Genomic DNA, 19,373 nt, shown 5'->3' on the forward strand with positions numbered 1-19,373 from the left:
GGAAAAAATATGAGCGAAATTAAAATTGGCGTAATAACTGCAAGTGATAGGGCTAGTAAAGGTATATACGATGATATAAGCGGTGTAGCTATACAAGATACTATGAAAGATTACTTAAAAAGCGAGTTTGAGATAGTATATAGATGCATTCCCGATGAACAAGACCAAATTGAAAGCACTATGAAAGAGTTGTGCGATGATGAAAAATGTTGTCTTGTAGTAACTACAGGCGGAACAGGACCTGCACTTCGCGACGTAACACCTGAAGCTACCCAAAATGTATGTCAAAAGATGATGCCGGGCTTTGGTGAGCTTATGCGCCAAGTAAGCCTTCAATACGTACCTACAGCTATTTTATCTCGTCAAACTGCAGGGATTAGAGGAAACTCTTTGATTATAAATTTACCGGGAAAACCAAAATCTATTCGTGAGTGTTTAGATGCAGTTTTTCCTGCAGTTCCGTATTGTATTGATTTAATTGAAGGACCTTTTATTGAAACAGATGAGGATGTAATAAAAGCTTTTAGACCAAAGCAGAAGTAAATTTTTTTAATTAAAGCTCTTATAATGTCAAAATTAAGTTCAAAGCTGGAAGTTTTAAAGTTAACATATCAAAAACCATTAGAGTGGTTTAGAAGGTTTAGATGTTTTGTAGGTAGTATAGTAGTATCTATACTTTTTATAATAGGTATAGTTTTTAGTATATTTATATATAATTTACCGGATATAGAAAATACATCATTTGAAAAGTTAAAAGAACTGACAGAAAAAAAAGTTAAATCTAAACTTGTAAATAAAAATAACTATTTTCGATGGACACCTTTACGAAAAGTAAACAGGGATTATCTTTATGCCATAGTTATGGCAGAAGATGCTAAATTCTTTACGCATAAGGGTATTAACTATGATGCCTTAGTAGATGCTATGGCAAAAAACTATAAATCCGATACTTACAGTTACGGTGCGAGTACTATAACACAGCAGGTTGCAAAAAATATCTATCTATCAAACAATAAGACAATATATAGAAAACTCCAAGAGTTTTTTATCACTAAAAGACTAGAAAAAAAGTTTACTAAAAATCAAATTTTAGAAATATATTTTAACTTGGCTGAATTTGGTCCGGATATATATGGGATAAGAGCTGCTTCATATAGAATTTTTAAGAAAAGCCCTATGAAAATCAATGCTGCCGAAGGTGCTTTTTTGTCATTGTTATTACCTAGTCCAAGAAGATATTACTACTCAATAGTACAAAATCACAATATAACAAATAAACAAAAGAAAAAAATAAAAAGAGTTTTAAACGATATGCGTTTTATGGAATTTATCAGTTATAAACAGTACGAAAAATACCTTAACTACAATTATTTTTAAAATGCTATATAAATGCTATTTTTTAAGTGTACAATATAGTGAAGCAGTATTAAAGGATTTAAATGACACTTGTTGAATTATTTACAGACTATATAGTAAACAGAAAAGATTTAAGAGATTATGTACAAGAGAGAAAAACTCGAAATGAAAGAGGGGAGTTTAACGATACAAAACTTATAACGGCTCAGGAAAACCTTGATAAACTAAAAAAGGAAGACTTAAAGACTTATGAGCAGATGTATATGATTTTAGATAAGATTATGAAAGCAGATAGAGGTCATTATGTTGAATACTCTATAAATTTTACTAAAGCTATCTTAAAAATGTACAGGGGTCATTCTACACCCGAGGATGTTTGTAAAGAATATGCAAAAGAGTTGACACACCGTTATAATGACGCATAAGTTTAAATTACGATTTAAATGATAAAATACTTCAATTTGAAATTTAGGAAATTAAAATGAATAATAAATTGAATATTGAAGTTTATAAATTTAACCATGAACAAGATTATCTTCCATATTACAAATATTACAGTATAGACTATAGTTTGAATGATACGCTTGATGATATATTAACCAATATAAATTCAGTAGAAAAGCTAAGCTATGAAAAAGGATGTAACGTAGTTATTAATAATTTGTTCGTAAATACATCTGAAACTATCGAAAATATTATTAAAAAAACAGGGAACAATCTAACTATAGAGCCTATTAGTAAGTATCGTTGTAAAAATGATTTAATAATCAATAAAGATGATTATTTAAACAAATTAAATAGATTTAATCAGTTTTTGAATGATGAAGAATTGAATAAATACAAAAAATCCCTTGAATTAATGTATTACTCTTCAAATACTATTAATTATAATAGAGATTATATCGGCGATCACTCATTAGTAATAGCTTATGATATTATTAATACAAAGCCGGAATTTAAAGAATCTATTTTAAATATATTGTCCGAAGCTAATACAGGTATTTATCACTACACTTCATCAAAAAATCGTTTATTTTCTTATGATGCTAATATAGAAGAAAAAGTTGAATTTTTATTTGAACTAGTTACTGAATATACAAAACCATCTTTAACTCAAAATAAATATATATCAAAATTATATGAAAAGTTTAAAAAACAAGAGATAGAAACAAAAACTGTAATTTCTCAAAATAATGTAGAGATTAAGCAAAGTTTTGAAGGTTTTAATATAGCGTATTATAGTGTTGATAGAGATTTAGATATAGAAAGCTTTATAGAAAAATCAAAAGCTTCTTTAGTTAAGACAAATATGCAACACGCAAATCTTCCAAAAAGAGTTTATAAACAAAATACTAGGCTTATTTATATGATTGCTGCAGATATACTTTTAGAAGCTAAAGATAACAATGCCGATTTTATTATTATTAAAGACGAAACTTTAGTCGATGTTTTTGATAAAGAACAAGATAAACTAGCTTCACTTAGCGGTAGAGAGATTGATCTAAGTATCATAACTTACAATCAGTTTTTAATGCTATTAAACGGTGAAAAAGATAAAGCCGTTTTAGGGCTTGATAAAAATAAAGTTAAAATTGAATTTTTGGCTTCGGCTTAGAATTAAATAGAAATTCTAATACCTACAGGGCAGTGATCTGAACCGGCTATATCATCTAAGATAAATGCGTCTTCAAGATTCTCTGCCAAATCTTCAGATATAAAAAAGTAATCAATTCTCCAGCCAACGTTTTTTACCCTTGCATTTGCACGATATGACCACCATGAGTATCTATCTAACTCATCACCGTTTACATATCTAAATGTATCTATATAGCCGTATTCAAGAAGTTTATCTATCCATTCTCTTTCAATCGGTAAAAAACCTGATGTTTTAGAATTGGCTTTTGGATTTTTTAAATCAATCTCTTTATGTGCTGTATTTACGTCACCACAAATTATTATAGATTTTCCCTCTTCTTTTAGTTTTTCACAATGAATTAAAAAATCATCATAAAATTTCATTTTATAATTTAGTCTTTCTTCATCTTTTTGCCCATTTGGAAAATATACGTTAAAAAGTACTGTATCTCCAAAGTGATTCTCAATGATTCTTCCCTCGTTTAATATATCTATATGATTTGCATTAGAAGTATTGTTTGATTTTATTGATGAAAACGTTGCCGTACCGCTATAACCTTTTTTTTCTGCCGAGTTTACATCCAATTCTAAGAATTCTTTGTCAAAAAGATTATCAGGAATTTGTTCTTTAAGAGCTTTTATCTCTTGTAGGCATAATATGTCCGGTTGACGTTCATCTATCCATTTAAGCGCTTCTTTGTTAGCTACGGCACGTATTCCATTTACATTCCAAGATATTATCTCTATTGAATCAGACATTTATTGTTCCATATGTATTAAATTTATTTGGGAAATTATATCAAAAGAAAAAAAGAAGATTCTTGGAGAAACCAAGAATCTAAAAAAGTTAAAGTTTTTTAAACAAAGTTAACTTTAGCAACGTGATGTTTAAGACCAAGCTCTTCTGCAGAACAACCTAGTGCTAAACCGACCATTTGTTGCATGTGTAAAACAGGAAGTTCAACTTCACGCCCTATAGCTTCAGATGCATGGTGAGTTTGAGTATCTAGTTTTAGATGACAAAGTGGACACGGAGTTACCATCCAGTCCGCATTGTTATCCATAGCTCCGGCAATTGCATTACCTGTTAAAGTTGCAGCTGTTTTTGGAGCTTGAAGCTCAACATGAAAACCACAACATTTGTTTTTTTCGTTATAGTCAACATTTTGACCGCCACAAGCTATAATCAAGTCATCTAACGAAGTAGGGTTGTATGCACTCTCTGCAGTTTTATGAGTTTGATTTTGAAGTTCGGACGGACGTATATTATGACATCCGTAAAACGGTGCAATATTAAATTGACTAAGTGGAGTTTTTACCATTTGTGCAATTTTATCAAGACCGATATCATCGATAATAGCATATAAGAAGTGAGTAACTTCAGATGTGCCTTTATATTCTAGTCCTACTTCTGCAAGTTTTTCGTTAACTTCTGCTTTTAGTTTAGGATTTGAATCTAAACGGTGTTTAGTCATAGCAGTATTTAGTTGACATGTATTACATATAGTTACCATAGTAAGACCATGTTTCTCTGCATATGCGATATTTCTAGCATTTAGTACTAATGATAAAAAATCATCATAATCCTGAAGGTGTGAAGCTCCACAACATGAAGCTTCAGTTAGTTCTATAAGCTCAATTCCAAGCTTATCGGCAACTGCCATAGTTGACATCATTTGTTCAGGAGTACTTTGCTTAGCTGTACAGCCGGTAAAAAGTGCGTATTTTAATTTTCCCATTGTTATCTCCTAAAACTTAACTGTTGATGATGATTTAACAAGTTTTTTAATCTCATCAAGGTTCTCTGATTTTGTAATTGCCCATGGTGGAACAATTTTACCTTTTCTGAACATTTTAAGTGCAACAGGTATATGTTTAACAATAGCCGGTCCTTCAGAATATAAAACAAGTCCACCCTCATCAAGGATACCGTTTTTAGCAATAGAATGTTTAAATCCTACAGCGTGACGAGTAGCTACATTACTTGTTGCAACACCCTCTTTAAATAGCATCTGGTGAAGTTTCGTAATCTTATCGATAGGATTAACTTCTTTTGGACATACTTCTGCACATTCAAAACATTTAACACAGTCCCAAACACCTTGGCTTTCAGAATGAAGCTCAGTAAGTCTTTCTTTATGAGCTTGGTCACGTACATCAGCTTCAAAACGATAAGCTTTTGCAAATGCCGCAGGACCCATAAAATTCTCGTTTATTTCAACGACAGGACATGCATAGTGACAAGCTCCACATTGGATACAAATGTCAGCATCTAAAAGTGCTTCGGCTTCATCCTGAGTTACAATATGCTCATGTTCTGGGTTTTCATCAACATCTGAGATTAGGAATGGGTGAATTGCATCGTGTTTTTGCCAGAAATCACCTTTATCTATAATCATATCTTTGACTGATCGTTTAATACTTAACGGCTCAATTGTAAGTTCGTTACCAAATAACTCAATCATTGAAGTCATACTTTCTTTACACGCCAGTGTACTTCTACCGTTTACTTTTATAGCACATGCTCCACATATGCCGTGACGACAGCTTCTTCTATAAGAAAAACTTCCGTCGTGATCCCATTTAATTCTGTTTAGTATATCTAATACAACTTCTTCAGAAGTTACATCCATTTCATAATCTTCATAGTATGGAAGATAATCATCATCAGCGTTAAAACGAAATACTTTAAAGTTTACTTTTTGTGTTGTAATACCATCTGTACTCATAACTCTACCTCCCTTACCTAGTATGTTCTTGCTTTAAGTTCATGTTTGCCAAGAACGACATCCATGTAATCGAGTGAAATATCACCGTTTTCATCCATATAAGCCATCGTGTGCTTTAAAAAGTTCTCATCATCTCTTTGCTCAAAGTCTTCTCTATAGTGTGCACCACGACTCTCATTACGAGCTATTGCACTCTCTACGATAAATGCAGAGTAATCAATCATATGACCAAGCTCGATAGCTTCTTGAAGTTCTGTGTTAAATACTTTAGATTTGTCTTTAATACGGATGTTTTTAAATCTAGCTCTTATCTCTTTTACTTTTGCGACAGCTTTTTCAAGAGTCTCTTTTGTTCTGAATGCACCTGCATTTTCAGTCATAGTATCTTGAAGTTCAACACGAAGACCAGGTACAGTTTCGTCACCATTGTTATTTAGTATAAAATCGATTTCTGCCAATGCAGTAGAAGCATCTGATTCGGTTGCCTCACGCAACTCGATATCATCAACTTCTGCAACCATCGTTTTACCGACATAACGACCGAATAAAAGCGCTTCAAGAACTGAGTTTGCACCAAGACGGTTTGCTCCGTGAACAGATACACATGAACACTCACCTGCTGCATAAAAACCTTCTACAAACTCATTATTATTTTTGCGTACATTACCTGCGATATTTACAGGTATTCCACCCATAGAATAGTGTGCCGTAGCTGAGATTAGGATTGGTTCTTTAATCATATCAAGACCTAAGAAAGTGATAGCTAAATCACGAAGTTCAGGAAGTCTTTCCATGATTAAGTCTTTTCCTAAGTGAGTAACATCAATATAAACAGCATCTTTTCTTGGACCGACACCGCGACCTTCGCGAATCTCATTTAAAATTGCACGAGACACAACATCACGAGAAGCCAATTCCATAGCGTTTGGAGCATATTTTTCCATAAAACGCTCACCTTCTGAGTTAAAAAGACGCCCACCTTCACCACGGGCAGCTTCAGAGATTAAAACACCGTTTCCTGAGAGACCTGACGGGTGGAATTGAACAAATTCCATATCTTCAAGCGGTAAACCGTGACGAGCAACAATAGAAAGACCGTCACCGGTATTTGCGTGAGCGTTAGAATTGATTTTATATGAGCGAGCATATCCACCTGTTGCAAACATAACTTGTTTACAGTTGAAAATAGCCATTTGCATATCACGAATGTTAAAAGCTATAACACCTGATACTTTCCCGTCTTTATAGATGATATCAGCAGCATACCACTCATCCCAAAATTTTACACCTACACGATGGGCTTGCTCATAAATTGTTTGTAATAATGTAAGTCCTGTTCTGTCTTTTGCATAACAAGCACGAGGTGAGCTTTGTCCACCAAAAGGGCGTTGTGCGATTTTTCCATCTTTGTTACGGCTGAATGCCGCACCCATTCTCTCTGCCCAGCGAATAGTTTCCGGTGCATTTTTACACATAAACTCAACCGCATCTTGATCGGCTAGATAATCAGCCCCTTTAACAGTGTCAAATTCATGAAGTTCAACAGAATCTTCATCACTAAAAGCTGCGTTTACGCCACCTTGAGCTGCACCTGAGTGACTTCTTAAAGGGTGGAGTTTTGTAATAACCGCGACTTTTTTTCCTGCATTTTGCAACTCTCTTGCTGCTGCACATCCCGCAAGACCTGCACCAACAATAATTGCATCGTAAGTATAAATAGGAATACTCATTAGCTTTCCTTAAAAATTAGAATATAATATAAAGTGATTTTACCGAAATTAGTCTTGTTGTAGATTAAAATAAGACAAACCGAATATGAACTACAACAGTGTTACAAAATAACACATTTGAGGTCAAAATATGGTGTGTTAAATATTCACACCTTCCATATCTCTTTTTTGTGAAATTCTATTTTTACCACCTGATTTTGCGAATGCTAAAATTTGTTTAGCTTCTGCTATGGCATTATTTAATACTACATTGTTTGGTTTTATGTAGAAACCTCCGGATACGGTTATTTGAACAGGTACTTTTGTCTGAGTTACAAATTTTAATTCCGAGATAGCTTCACGAACAGCTTCCATATCTTTGTAAGCTTTTTCTTTTGAGTCTCTGGATAATATTACGGTAAATTGATTATAGTCCGTTCTTGCTATAACATCTGTAGGTTGTTCAAATAAAGATATTGTATATGCTATTTTTTTAAGAGCGGCTTGAGAAAATTCTTGATTAAAAGCTCTATTTGTTTTTGAAAAATTATCTACTTCTAAAATAGTAACAGATGTAAAATTATTCTCTTTAAAATTTTTCTTTAGAGCATATTCGGAAACCAAACCTTTATTATTGTTGATTTTAGTTATTGGGTCTATGTTGTTTGGATTGTCTTTTACATCAGGTTTTTTTCTCATTCTAATAGAGATAGAATCTGCTTCTAAAGTACTTATTTGATAGTCTTTTTTACTTTTAGAAGGTGCTTGTAGGTATGCAATGTCATTATATATTTTTTTAAGTCTGGAGTAATACCATAGGAAACTAAAAGTTACCAGAACAAAAGCAACTATAGCTATTTTCATCATAAATTGAAGTTTTTGTTTGTTATAGCCTACATTTTTAAATATTATTGAGTTTATTTGTTTTTCTAAAGTTATATAAGCTTTGTCAAAATCAGATTTAACGTCATGTGATTGATTCGGGGATTTATAGTATGTATAAGCTTTTTCATTAAAAATCTCAATTAGATTAGACAACTTTTCTAAATCATTGTTATACTCATTTGAATTATTTAAAAAGTATTTTCCCGTAATATCGTATTCGTAGAGTTCTCTTAATTTATTGATTTGGTATTGTAACTCTGTGCTTTTACCGTTATACTGAATTAGAGCAAGTTCTAAATCTTTTTTATCTATTTGTTTTAATGTTTTAATTATTTGTTTTTGTTGATTTAATATGTCAGTCTTAACAAAAGAGTTATTTTGTTCAAACGTAAATAATACGGCTGAAGCAGAAATTAATGTAAATATACTAAAAAATACCAATATGTTTTTAAATACATTTTTTATAGATATTTTCATAAATGTTTCTCCAATTAATGCTATAATTTTGATATTATAACATATATTAATTATATCTGGTTATATCGGTATAATTTCAGTAATTATTTAAAAGAAAAATATTTGAATTTAGAAGACTATTTTATTTCACGTTTTAATAATGTTAGTATTGGAGATGATGGGGCATGTATAGAGAACTTTGTATATTCTAAGGATGCTTTTTTTGAAAATGTTCATTTTAAAACAGAATGGATGAGTTATTATCAAATAGCTAAAAAAGCCATGTTTGTAAATATTTCCGATGCAATAGCTATGAATGCAAAGCCGATGTACGCACTTTTAGCTGTTGCAATGCCAAAAACAATAACAAAGCATCAGATGTCTGAACTTGTACGTGGGTTTGAAGATATTGCAAAAAAATATTCCGTAGAGATTATCGGCGGCGATACCATTGCTAACACTAAACTTGATATTACCGTTACGATTATTTCAAAAACTAACAAACCGCTTTACAGAAAAGGTGTTAGGAAAAATGATGTTTTTGCTTACACGGGCGAACTTGGAAAAAGTAAAAAAGATTTAACCAAACTTCTAAGAGGCGGAAAGATAAATGAAAAGTCAAAATTTATAGATATAAAGCTAAGAGATAAGTTTATATCCCAAAATATGAGATTTTTGAATGCCGGAATGGATATTTCAGATGGACTTTTTACTGATTTGGATAAAATGATGCATGTAAATAACATAGGTATAAAATTTTATAAAAATATAGATAAGAAAATCGGCTGCAGCGGTGAAGAGTATGAGATGTTGATCTCCTTTGATAAACGGCACAAAAAAGCTATGATTAGGCGTTCTAAATTATCTAGAACAAAACTGACTATTTTTGCAAAAGTAAAAAGAGTTAAAAATATTTTTAAATGTAAGGCAAATCATTTTTAGGAAAGTAATGGACAGATTTTATTCTTTAAACCACGCAAGTATAGATTTTCATTTTAAACAAAGTGCTCGTGATTTTGTTGTTGATGAAATTCCGCTTTATGAGTTTAGCGGTGAAGGTGAGCATCTTATTTTGCATGTAAGAAAGAAAAACCTCTCTACGATGGAACTTGTTGGCATCCTAGCAAAATATCTTGGAATTAAAAACAAAGAGATAGGATATGCGGGCTTAAAAGATAAACATGCAATGACAAAGCAATATATCTCCCTTCATAAGAAATATGAAGAGAAACTAGATAAATTTGAGCATGAAGGTATTAAAATACTTTCAAAAACATATCATAACAATAAAATCAGAATAGGGCATCTTAGTTCAAATAGGTTTTACATAAGACTTAAAAAAGTAAATCCTACGGATGCAAAAAAAATTGATGAAGCATTAAACATTATATCTAAGCAGGGAATGCCCAACTTTTTTGGTTATCAACGATTCGGTAATGATGGAAACAATCATATAGACGGTGAAAAAATTGCAAAAGGTGAAAAAAAAGAGCGTAACGTAAAGGTAAGAAAACTTTTAATCAGCGCGTACCAAAGTCATCTTTTTAATCTTTGGTTAAGCAGAAGATTGGAGATAAACTCTTTAGTATCAAGTTTTAATATTAAAGAGTTAGAAAATTTATTGAATATGCCAAAAACGGAAATCAAAAAGCTAAAAATACAGGAACATCCATTTAAACTTATAGAGGGTGATATAATGGAACATTATCCTTATGGAAGACTTTTTGAATTTGATCAAAGTGAAGATGATTTTAAAAGATTTTACAAAAGAGATATAAGCGTTACCGGTCTGTTGTGCGGAAAGAAAACCAGAATTGCCACAGGGTTGGCCAGAGATATAGAAAAAGATTTTGATGACGATATAAACGCAGACGGTGCAAGAAGATACGCTTGGGTTTATCCAACGGATATAGAAGGTAGGTTTAATAACCAAGAAGCCCAATATGAACTAAATTTTACACTTCCAAAAGGCTCTTACGCAACGGTTCTTATAGAAGAAATAGCTAAACGTAGGCTTATTTAAAAAGATAATTAAGGGAAATATTATATGAAAAGACACATAACATCGATTATTTCACAAACTTTTGGAAAGTTTGCCAAAAAAGAATTTTTACCATCTATTCAAACAATGATAAACAAAACATATATCTCTATGATGGGTTTAGATATGACAGAGTTTAATCCTGCAAGCTCATACTCATCTTTAAATAAGCTTTTTACAAGAAAGTTAGAAAAACCTAGAGAATTTTCTTTAGACGCAGATGATTTTATATCTCCGTGTGATTCGTGGATATCCGCTTGTGGGGAGATTAAAGAAGACACAGCCTTACAAATTAAAGGGATGCAATACAATTGTAGCGATTTTTTAGGTAAAGAGTTTTTTGCAGAGGAGAAAGAGATAATAAAAAACGGAGTATTTATAAACTTTTATCTATCTCCAAAAGATTATCATAGATATCATATGCCAATAAACACTAAGGTTTTAAAGGTTGTACACATACCGGGGAAATTTTATCCGGTTAACTTGCCTTCACTAAAAAAAAGGTTTAATCTTTTTATTGAAAATGAACGTGTAGTTTTAAAATGTCAAGCACAAAATAATAAGATTTTTTATATGGTTTTAGTTAGCGCACTTAATGTAGGTGTGATGAATATTAGTTTTGAACCAAAAATTAAAACAAATGCAGATATAATTAATAGTCGTGTATATGAATATAAAAGTCAAAACTTGGATAAAGGTCAAGATTTTGGATGTTTTGAAATGGGTTCGACTATAGTCATCCTGGCTGAAAAAGATATGTTGGATTTAAGTATAAAAACTAATGACAATGTAAAATACGGACAAACAATAGCAAAGGTAATATAAAAGAATTATGTTTGATACAAAAGAGCAATTAGAAGAGTATATTGAAAAAATTTTTAATAATTTAGAATTGTTCGAATGGGATGTATTGCATGTATCTACAAATACGGATAGAGCCGAAGTGATAGAAATTTTAGCTAAAAAATTTGTACATGAGAGTTTAAAAAACGATATTAACTTTTTATACATAACAGATATAGAAAATATAAAATACAATAAAATTAAGCAGGCTATGTTTAAAGAGATAGTCGGTGAATGGGTATTTTTCTGTGATGATGTTTTATCTTACTCAAAAGATGATGCTTTAAATGCAGTGAAAAAAGAAGGTAGAGTTAATTTTATAAATAAAATCGTAAGTAGTTATTTTCAAAAGTTTCATAGTATAATTTTTACTGAAATGTTTGACTCGTTTTTAGAGTTATTTAACAATATGCCTATTACAAAAAATAAACAGATATTTATAGATAAAATATTGCAAAGTAGTTTAAATAGAGATGCAAAATCGATTACTATTCGTAAATTTAGTCAATTATACGGCAGAGTAAGAATAGCACAAGACTTAAAAAATAAAGAAATAACTAAATTAAATTTAAGAATAAAAGAATTAATGAGTAAATTGCATAGTACTCAAGATATCAATTATGATGAAGATAATGAACTTTTATATGATATAGAAGATTTACAAGAAGATTTGGAAGACCTGGAAGAAAAAGGCTTATACGAGTTTGATGAATTAATAGCAAAACTCAGAGAAAATATGTTGGAATCTATGCGTATAGCCAGCTTAGGTGTTTAAGCTTCTATACATTAAATCTAAAGTGCATTACATCACCGTCTTGCACAATATATTCTTTACCTTCAAGTCTCATTTTACCCGCTTCTTTTGACTTTTGTTCACCGCCACAAGATATAAAATCATCATAAGATATAACTTCTGCACGGATAAAACCTTTTTCAAAATCGTTATGAATAGCAGCTGCAGCACGCGGTGCAGTTGAGTTTTGTCTTATTGTCCATGCACGTACCTCTTTTACACCTGCGGTAAAATAACTCATAAGACCAAGTTTATCAAAACCTTTATGGATAATCTGTTCAAGTCCGGATTCTTCAACGCCAAGCTCGTCTAAAAACTCTTTAGCTTCTTCATCATCCAAACCTACTAGTTCTTCTTCAACTTTGGCACAAAGTTTTATAAGCTCACAGTTATTCTTATGGGCATGTTCTTTTAGAACTTTTACGTATTCATTATCTTCTAAAAGACCGTCTTCATCAGTATTTGCACCATACATTATCTCTTTGTTTGTTAAAAACCTAACTTCTTGGTTTAGTTGTTTGTACTCATCAGTATCGGCTTTAGAGAAATTCCTTGCAAGGTTTCCTTCACCTAAGAACTCCAACAGCTCTTCTGCTACATCTAAGATGGCTTTCGCGCTTTTATCGGCTTTAGCTTGTCTTTTAAGTCTATCGATACGATTTGATAACACCTCTATATCTGCTAAGATAAGTTCACCTTCGATTATCTCAACATCACGAAGTGGGTCTATACTTCCTTCGTTATGAACAATGTTTTCATCATCAAAACATCTGACTATTTGTAAGATAACTTCTGTTTCGCGTATGTTTGACAAGAATTTATTTCCAAGCCCTTCACCTTTACTGGCACCCTTTACAAGTCCTGCAATATCTACAAAGTCAAGTGTGGAGTATTGGATGCGTTCAGGATTTACTATTTTTGCAAGTTCTGCAAGTCTTGAATCAGGTACCGGAACGATTGCTTTATTTGGCTCTATAGTACAAAAAGGGTAGTTTGCAGCTTCTGCATTTTGTGCTTTTGTCAGTGCGTTGAAAGTTGTTGATTTACCTACGTTTGGAAGTCCTACTAGACCTATGCTTAATCCCATTAGTTACCTTTTAATAAGTATATTATATAGCTTAAATTATTTTTGAAATTATATCAAGTTTTTTCTTTTAGTGCCTTGAGTCGAGATAGATATACATCAAAGCTCAAAAATATATAGAAGAAGCTAAGCAAGTCGCAGTTGTAACAATGCAATTATTTGAGAATATAATGCCCCTATTTGAGCTTGAATAGCTGATTTACTCTCATTATTCGCATGCACTAACTTGCTTTCTAGAGCGCTTATCTTTGCTCGTAATTTTGATATTTTATCATCGGAACTATCTTCGCTTTTATTTGTTGTTTTTGCATAAACGCTATCGAGTTTTAATATAGATAGATTTTTTTGTAATGTATCTACAGTTTTTAGTTCATTTTTTATCTCAGGACTAACTGCTAAGTCCACTTGTGAAATAACACCGATTTTATCATTATTAAAAAGTACAAAACCGCTTTTTTTTATTTCTCCTAGAAGTTCGTTTGAATTTGATTTTAGACTAAACGGAGTTGAAGTGTTTCCTAGAAATATAGCACCGATGCCAACTTCGCCTAGAGCTATTAGTTTATCTTTGCCTTCACTTTTTTGCCAGACTCTTAATTTATCAAATATAGCATCGTTTTCATCTATCCAACCATTTTTATCTTCGTCGTATTTACTTAAGTCTTTAAATCCATCACCGCTTTTAGTACCAAATAGTTCATTTCCGTCATCAATGATACCGTTTGAGTTTTTATCAAGTGCTAAAAAGCCGTTGCCTGAACTAAGTTGAGATATTTGATCGCTTTTACCGTCACTGTCGATGTCAAAAGAAAATGTCTTAGAGCTAAGTGATGGCATAGAGCCGTTTAATGATATAACAAGAGGATCTTTTAAAACTTTATTTATTTCTATCGTTCTTGTTGTTTTTTGCACAAAACTTCGAGATAGAGAAATATCAAGAGAGAGTTCTATTTCTCTTCCGTCAGCTTGTACGAAAGCTTTTACTTGGAAGTTCAAAGCTTCTGCTTCTGTATATACACTGTTAATCTCTACTTTATCTCTTATAAATTTTCTAGATTCAGAGTTTATATTTTTTAAGATAGCTTCTGAGAGTTCTTTAGATAGTTGATTGTTGGCATCATCTATTTTTGATTGATTGATTTGTATTTTTTCGATTTGAGATGATTTGTCACTGTTGAAATCTTGAGTCGATGTTGATACGCTTGTTTGCGTTGATTGCATTTGAAGGTTGAAGAACTGGGCATTCATAGCAACTTTGTAGCCTTGTACTCTCATAGTATCCTCCTTGATACAATAATGAGTGAAAATCGGCTAAAAGTTGTTAATTGTTTAATGTGTTAATTTTACTGATATTTTTAATTATTTTATATTTTTCAAAAAGCTGCTTATTAATCTAACACCGGCACCGGTACCGCCGTAAACGTTACAATCCCATGGAGATTCTGTATAAGCACTTCCTGCTATATCAAAATGCAGCCACTTATCTTTGTTTTCGTCTTTTATAAAATTATCTAAGAATAATCCTGCCGTTATAGCTCCTCCATAAGGCTTTGAAGATACATTTGAAATATCTGCTATATCACTTTTTAAAAGTTTTTTAAGATGTCTGTTAAAAGGAAGGTGTCCTGTTAGTTCTCCGGAATCTGCCGATGCTCTCATCATAATATCATGTTTGATTTTTGTTGAGTGTCCCATTACCCCTGTTGTGTATTGACCAAGGGCAATCATACATGCACCCGTTAATGTCGCAAAATCAAATATATAATCAGCTTTAACTTTCTCTTGTGCATAATCAAGAACGTCACAAAGAACCAAACGACCTTCGGCATCGGTGTTTCTAACCTCTACTGTTTTACCGCTTCTTGTAACTAGTATATCATCAGGCTTATAAGCATCACCGCCGATCATATTTTCCACTGCACCTATAAATGCATGAACTTCTATATCCAGTTTTAATTCACTTACGGCTTTTATCATACCAAGTACGGCACAGGCTCCGGCTTTGTCCATCTTCATAGTAACCATACTGGTTGATGGCTTTAGGCTTAGTCCACCACTGTCATATGTCAAACCTTTCCCGACTAAAGTTATAACTTTTTTAGCTTTTTTCTTTGGTTTGTATGTTAGGTGTATTAACTGGCTTTCATGTCTTGAAGCACGTCCTACTGCAAGCATAGCCGCACATTTTTCTTTTTTAAGTGCTTTTTCATCTAAAATATTACATTCCAAGTCATTTTCTTTAGCTAGTTTAAGTGAGAGTTTTGCAAGAGTTTCCGGATGCATATCTTCAGGGATTGTGTTTACAATATCACGAGTAAAACATGTAGCTTCTGCAATTATAACAGCTTCTTCAAAATCGCTTTGGAGTTCTTTTATATCATCACAAACTAAATAGATGTTTTTTAATGTATCTTTTTTTGGTTTAGATTTGTATTTAGTATATTCATAACCGCCAAGAATAATTCCTTCAACAACGGCCTTAATATTTTTCTTGGTTACCTGAAAACTTGCAGATTTATATTTTGCAGATTTTAAAGTTTTTATAGCAATACTACAAACACTTCTTGTATCATCGCTAGATTCACTATCAATTCCACAAGCCAAAAGCGATTTTTCATGTAAAAAGCATATTGTGTCTTGTTCGCCACAAAATCCTGCCAAGTCAAGAAGCTTATTTTCTTTTTGTTTTTTAAGTTTATCTTTTGTGATAAACTCAACCGTTACATCTGTAGTGTTTTTATTGTTTCTCGAAGAGTGTGAAGTAAGTTTGATATCCATAATAATCCATTTAATTTTTTTGTATCATAGCAAAAAAACTTAAAATTAATATATTATTATAATTTTAGATATAATTTCTTTATGGTAAAAAAAAGGGTTTTAATATTAGAAGTAAATGAAAAAAATTTTACTTCTTTGGCAACGGTTTTAAAGCGAAAAGGCTATGAATCTGTATCTTACAACGAGATAAATAATCTAGATAAAGAAATAGAAAATATTGATATCGTACTGGTTAATACGCATATCACATATATAGACATAAGTAAAATATATGAGCTTGTAAATACAGAATTTATAGTTAAGATTCCAATAATTTTTTTGGATAACTCAAAAGAATCAAATAAAGAACTAATTGAGAAGTGTTTTTCAAACGGGGCAAGTGATTTTATCAAAAGACCGTTTAGCTCCAGTGAAATTTTAGCACGTGTTGATTATCATTACGATCAGTTTTATAAATTACGTGAGTATAAATTAAGGGTTGATAAACTTGCAAACTTAGCAACGGTCGATCAACTCTCAAAGCTAACTTCAAAAATGCATATGCAAGCTATATTAAAGCATCAGTTAAATAATTATAACAGATATAAAACACCCACTTCAGTGTTATATATCGGATTAATAAATGTAGATAAAATAGTAAGTATATGTGGTTTTGAATATGGTGAAAAGTTAATACAATCTTTTTCTAAAAAACTTAAAGCGCTTATAAGAGAATCAGATGTCGTCTCACGCTGGAAAGGTTCAAACTTTATGGTACTGCTTAGCAATACGGATGCAAAAAATGCCGAAAATTTAGCAAAAAAACTAAATAAAACTCTCTCAGGGATTGAAGTTATGAAAGATACAAAGCCTGTTCTTGCATTTGGTATTACTGAGTTTATTGAAGAGGACTGGATAGAGGAGATTGAACAAAGAGCAGTATATGCTCTTAAACAAGCTAAAAAGCAAGAATACGGAAGGATTTATACCTGTTAGTCAAAATGTAGTATATCCTTAGCTTGAATCATATCTTTATCTCCACGACCCGATAGATTTACAATGATTAGCTTGTCTTTTATATCTTTTATTTTTTTTAAGTATGCTACTGCATGAGAGCTTTCAAATGCAGGAATAATTCCTTCTTTGCGACTAAGCCATACAAATGCATCAAGTGCTTCTTGATCGGTTGCAAAATCATACGATACTGAATTATTATCTTTATGAAAAGCGTGTTCAGGTCCTATTCCCGGATAATCAAGTCCCGCACTGATTGAGTGAGCTTCTAAAATTTGCCCGTCTTCATCTTGAAGTAGATAACTCATCTGACCGTGTAAAACGCCTGGGCGTCCTTTGTTTAAAGAGCATCCGTGTTTATTGGTATCTATTCCAAGCCCTCCTGCTTCAATACCTATGCATTCAACTTCCTCATCTTCTAAAAAGTGTTGAAACATACCTATAGCGTTACTACCACCGCCTATACATGCTATAACATGGTCGGGTAATCTGTTTTCTTTTTCAAGTATCTGTTTTCTTGCTTCATAGCCGATTATAGCTTGGAAATCACGTACCATTAAAGGATATGGATGCGGACCTGCAACAGTACCGATTATATAAAAAGTATCCCTAGCGTTTGTAACCCAATGACGGATTGCATCGTTCATAGCATCTTTTAATGTGCGGCTACCGCTTATAACTGAATTAACCTTTGCTCCAAGTAGTTTCATGCGAAATACATTTAATTCCTGACGATGGACATCTTTTTCACCCATAAATATTTCACATTCGAGTCCAAGCAGGGCACATATCGTTGCAGTTGCAACACCGTGTTGTCCTGCACCTGTTTCGGCGATTATTTTTTTATAGCCAAGTCTTTTTGCCATAATACCTTGAGCTATTACATTGTTTACTTTGTGTGCACCTGTATGGTTTAAATCTTCACGTTTGAAGTAAACTTTAGCACCGAGTTCATCTGAAATGTTTTTAGCAAAGTAAAGTGGGCTGGGGCGACCTACATAGTCTTTTAGATAGTAGTGAACTTCCTCCCAAAATTCTTTATCAAATCGTATAGAATTGTATTCTTTTTCTAGGTTTAATAAAGCAGGCATCAATGTCTCAGGGACATATCTCCCGCCATGAATATCAAAATGCCCGTTTAAATCAGGATCATATTTTGAAGCTTTTGGAATATACATTAATCTACCTCTAACACTGTATATACATCAGTTTTTTCTTTTAAAGTTTTTATTCCGTCTAAAAAAGTAAGACCTAGTATAAAACAAGCCTCAATACATTTAGCACCCGTTTGGTTTATAAGTGTAGCTGCTGCGTTTGCTGTACCGCCTGTAGCTATCAAATCATCTATTAAAAGTACGCGTGCATTATTGACTCCGCTAAATGCATCCAAGTGCACCTCTATTTCATCTATACCGTATTCAAGTGCATATTTTTCACCTATTGTCGTATAAGGCAATTTTCCTTTTTTTCTAATAGGTACAAAACCTATTCCCAGCATCTGAGCCAGTGCTGCTCCAAATATAAAACCGCGTGCATCTATACCTGCAATATAGTCAAGGTTATAGTCTTTATATCTGCTATGTAGGTGATTCATTAAAGTAGCATATGCTTCTTTATTATTTAAAAGAGTTGTTATGTCTTTAAAAACTATTCCCTCTTTAGGGAAATCTTTTATATCTCTTATCGAATTTTCTATTATTTGTTTTTCGTTAGTTGTTAGTTCCATTTTTATCCCTTAAAGTAGTGCATCTATTCTATTTTCAAGTGCTTTAATTTTGCCATTTAATCTGTCAGTTTCTTGTCTATGTTTTGAGTTTCTTGATTTTAAAACTTTTAACTCGTTTCTTAGTTTAGTAAGCTCTTCACTTAAAATATCAACATTTCCAAGTGCACGTTGAAGTTGAATTTGATATTTACGGATTAAGATTTCAGCTTCTTGAAGAGTCAGCTTCATCAAATCGTTACTTCTTTTTTCCTTACTGGTAATGCTTTTAAAATAAAACATTTTCACAAAAAGATATATTGATAGTACTGATAGTACTGATAATAATGACCATTCCCAAAACATTTT

At 32.1% G+C, this 19,373-nt stretch carries 20 protein-coding genes; 9 read left to right on the plus strand and 11 right to left on the minus strand.

What is annotated here, in order from left to right; all coding sequences use genetic code 11:
• Positions 1-9: 9 nt before the first annotated feature.
• The 4 genes from mog to FJR48_RS05550 all read left to right on the plus strand — a co-directional run bounded on the left by mog (position 10) and on the right by FJR48_RS05550 (position 2,971).
• Positions 10-543 carry a molybdopterin adenylyltransferase gene (gene mog / locus FJR48_RS05535; protein WP_152307160.1) on the plus strand — a complete coding sequence of 178 codons (534 nt, stop codon included), beginning with the start codon at positions 10-12 and terminating at the stop codon, positions 541-543.
• A 24-nt stretch (positions 544-567) separates the two neighbouring features.
• Positions 568-1,377, plus strand: a complete 810-nt coding sequence (locus FJR48_RS05540; protein ID WP_152307161.1) for a biosynthetic peptidoglycan transglycosylase — start codon at positions 568-570, stop codon at positions 1,375-1,377.
• A gap of 62 nt (positions 1,378-1,439) precedes the next feature.
• The gene (locus FJR48_RS05545; protein WP_152307162.1) at positions 1,440-1,781 is read left to right on the plus strand and encodes a hypothetical protein; all 342 of its coding nucleotides are present in this window, start codon (positions 1,440-1,442) and stop codon (positions 1,779-1,781) included.
• Between the two features lie 56 nt (positions 1,782-1,837).
• The gene (locus tag FJR48_RS05550) at positions 1,838-2,971 is read left to right on the plus strand and encodes a DUF5644 domain-containing protein (protein ID WP_152307163.1); all 1,134 of its coding nucleotides are present in this window, start codon (positions 1,838-1,840) and stop codon (positions 2,969-2,971) included.
• A 2-nt stretch (positions 2,972-2,973) separates the two neighbouring features.
• On the opposite strand, the gene FJR48_RS05555 is transcribed toward FJR48_RS05550, so the two are convergent.
• From FJR48_RS05555 to FJR48_RS05575, 5 genes are all read right to left on the minus strand, one after another.
• Positions 2,974-3,750, minus strand: coding sequence for an exodeoxyribonuclease III (locus FJR48_RS05555; protein ID WP_152307164.1), 777 nt, complete (start codon positions 3,748-3,750; stop codon positions 2,974-2,976).
• Positions 3,751-3,848: 98 nt separating this feature from the next.
• Positions 3,849-4,730, minus strand: coding sequence for a CoB--CoM heterodisulfide reductase iron-sulfur subunit B family protein (locus FJR48_RS05560; protein ID WP_152307165.1), 882 nt, complete (start codon positions 4,728-4,730; stop codon positions 3,849-3,851).
• A 9-nt stretch (positions 4,731-4,739) separates the two neighbouring features.
• Positions 4,740-5,720, minus strand: coding sequence for a succinate dehydrogenase/fumarate reductase iron-sulfur subunit (locus FJR48_RS05565; protein ID WP_152307166.1), 981 nt, complete (start codon positions 5,718-5,720; stop codon positions 4,740-4,742).
• A gap of 17 nt (positions 5,721-5,737) precedes the next feature.
• Complete coding sequence (gene sdhA / locus FJR48_RS05570; RefSeq protein ID WP_152307167.1) at positions 5,738-7,450, minus strand: succinate dehydrogenase flavoprotein subunit; 1,713 nt, start codon at positions 7,448-7,450, stop codon at positions 5,738-5,740.
• 138 nt (positions 7,451-7,588) lie between these two features.
• Positions 7,589-8,791, minus strand: a complete 1,203-nt coding sequence (locus FJR48_RS05575; protein WP_152307168.1) for a GGDEF domain-containing protein — start codon at positions 8,789-8,791, stop codon at positions 7,589-7,591.
• A 102-nt stretch (positions 8,792-8,893) separates the two neighbouring features.
• Here FJR48_RS05575 and FJR48_RS05580 point away from each other — a divergent pair, with 102 nt between their 5' ends.
• From FJR48_RS05580 to FJR48_RS05595, 4 genes are read left to right on the plus strand one after another with little or no spacing between them, the layout of a single operon-like run.
• The gene (locus FJR48_RS05580; RefSeq protein ID WP_152307169.1) at positions 8,894-9,712 is read left to right on the plus strand and encodes a thiamine-phosphate kinase; all 819 of its coding nucleotides are present in this window, start codon (positions 8,894-8,896) and stop codon (positions 9,710-9,712) included.
• Between the two features lie 7 nt (positions 9,713-9,719).
• Positions 9,720-10,793, plus strand: coding sequence for a tRNA pseudouridine(13) synthase TruD (gene truD / locus FJR48_RS05585; protein WP_152307170.1), 1,074 nt, complete (start codon positions 9,720-9,722; stop codon positions 10,791-10,793).
• Positions 10,794-10,817: 24 nt separating this feature from the next.
• Positions 10,818-11,636, plus strand: a complete 819-nt coding sequence (locus tag FJR48_RS05590) for a phosphatidylserine decarboxylase (RefSeq protein ID WP_152307171.1) — start codon at positions 10,818-10,820, stop codon at positions 11,634-11,636.
• A gap of 7 nt (positions 11,637-11,643) precedes the next feature.
• Entirely contained in the window at positions 11,644-12,429 is a 786-nt protein-coding gene (locus tag FJR48_RS05595) for a hypothetical protein (protein ID WP_152307172.1), read from the plus strand.
• 4 nt (positions 12,430-12,433) lie between these two features.
• Here FJR48_RS05595 and ychF read toward each other — a convergent pair whose 3' ends face one another.
• From ychF to FJR48_RS05610, 3 genes are all read right to left on the minus strand, one after another.
• Complete coding sequence (gene ychF / locus FJR48_RS05600; RefSeq protein WP_152307173.1) at positions 12,434-13,534, minus strand: redox-regulated ATPase YchF; 1,101 nt, start codon at positions 13,532-13,534, stop codon at positions 12,434-12,436.
• Positions 13,535-13,657: 123 nt separating this feature from the next.
• Entirely contained in the window at positions 13,658-14,806 is a 1,149-nt protein-coding gene (locus FJR48_RS05605; RefSeq protein ID WP_152307174.1) for a hypothetical protein, read from the minus strand.
• An 84-nt stretch (positions 14,807-14,890) separates the two neighbouring features.
• Positions 14,891-16,309, minus strand: coding sequence for a leucyl aminopeptidase (locus FJR48_RS05610; protein WP_152307175.1), 1,419 nt, complete (start codon positions 16,307-16,309; stop codon positions 14,891-14,893).
• A gap of 81 nt (positions 16,310-16,390) precedes the next feature.
• On the opposite strand from FJR48_RS05610, the gene FJR48_RS05615 reads away from it, so the two are divergent.
• Complete coding sequence (locus tag FJR48_RS05615; RefSeq protein WP_152307176.1) at positions 16,391-17,284, plus strand: GGDEF domain-containing response regulator; 894 nt, start codon at positions 16,391-16,393, stop codon at positions 17,282-17,284.
• On the opposite strand, the gene trpB is transcribed toward FJR48_RS05615, so the two are convergent.
• From trpB to FJR48_RS05630, 3 genes are read right to left on the minus strand one after another with little or no spacing between them, the layout of a single operon-like run.
• On the minus strand, positions 17,281-18,480 hold the full coding sequence (gene trpB / locus FJR48_RS05620) for a tryptophan synthase subunit beta (protein WP_152307177.1): 1,200 nt from the start codon (positions 18,478-18,480) through the stop codon (positions 17,281-17,283). The genes FJR48_RS05615 and trpB overlap by 4 nt on opposite strands.
• Positions 18,480-19,028, minus strand: coding sequence for an adenine phosphoribosyltransferase (locus tag FJR48_RS05625; protein ID WP_152307178.1), 549 nt, complete (start codon positions 19,026-19,028; stop codon positions 18,480-18,482). The genes trpB and FJR48_RS05625 overlap by 1 nt, the downstream gene beginning before the upstream one ends.
• Positions 19,029-19,037: 9 nt before the next feature.
• The gene (locus FJR48_RS05630; RefSeq protein WP_152307179.1) at positions 19,038-19,370 is read right to left on the minus strand and encodes a hypothetical protein; all 333 of its coding nucleotides are present in this window, start codon (positions 19,368-19,370) and stop codon (positions 19,038-19,040) included.
• Positions 19,371-19,373: the final 3 nt, after the last annotated feature.

This window comes from Sulfurimonas lithotrophica, assembly GCF_009258225.1.
In the GTDB taxonomy this organism is placed as follows: domain Bacteria; phylum Campylobacterota; class Campylobacteria; order Campylobacterales; family Sulfurimonadaceae; genus Sulfurimonas; species Sulfurimonas lithotrophica.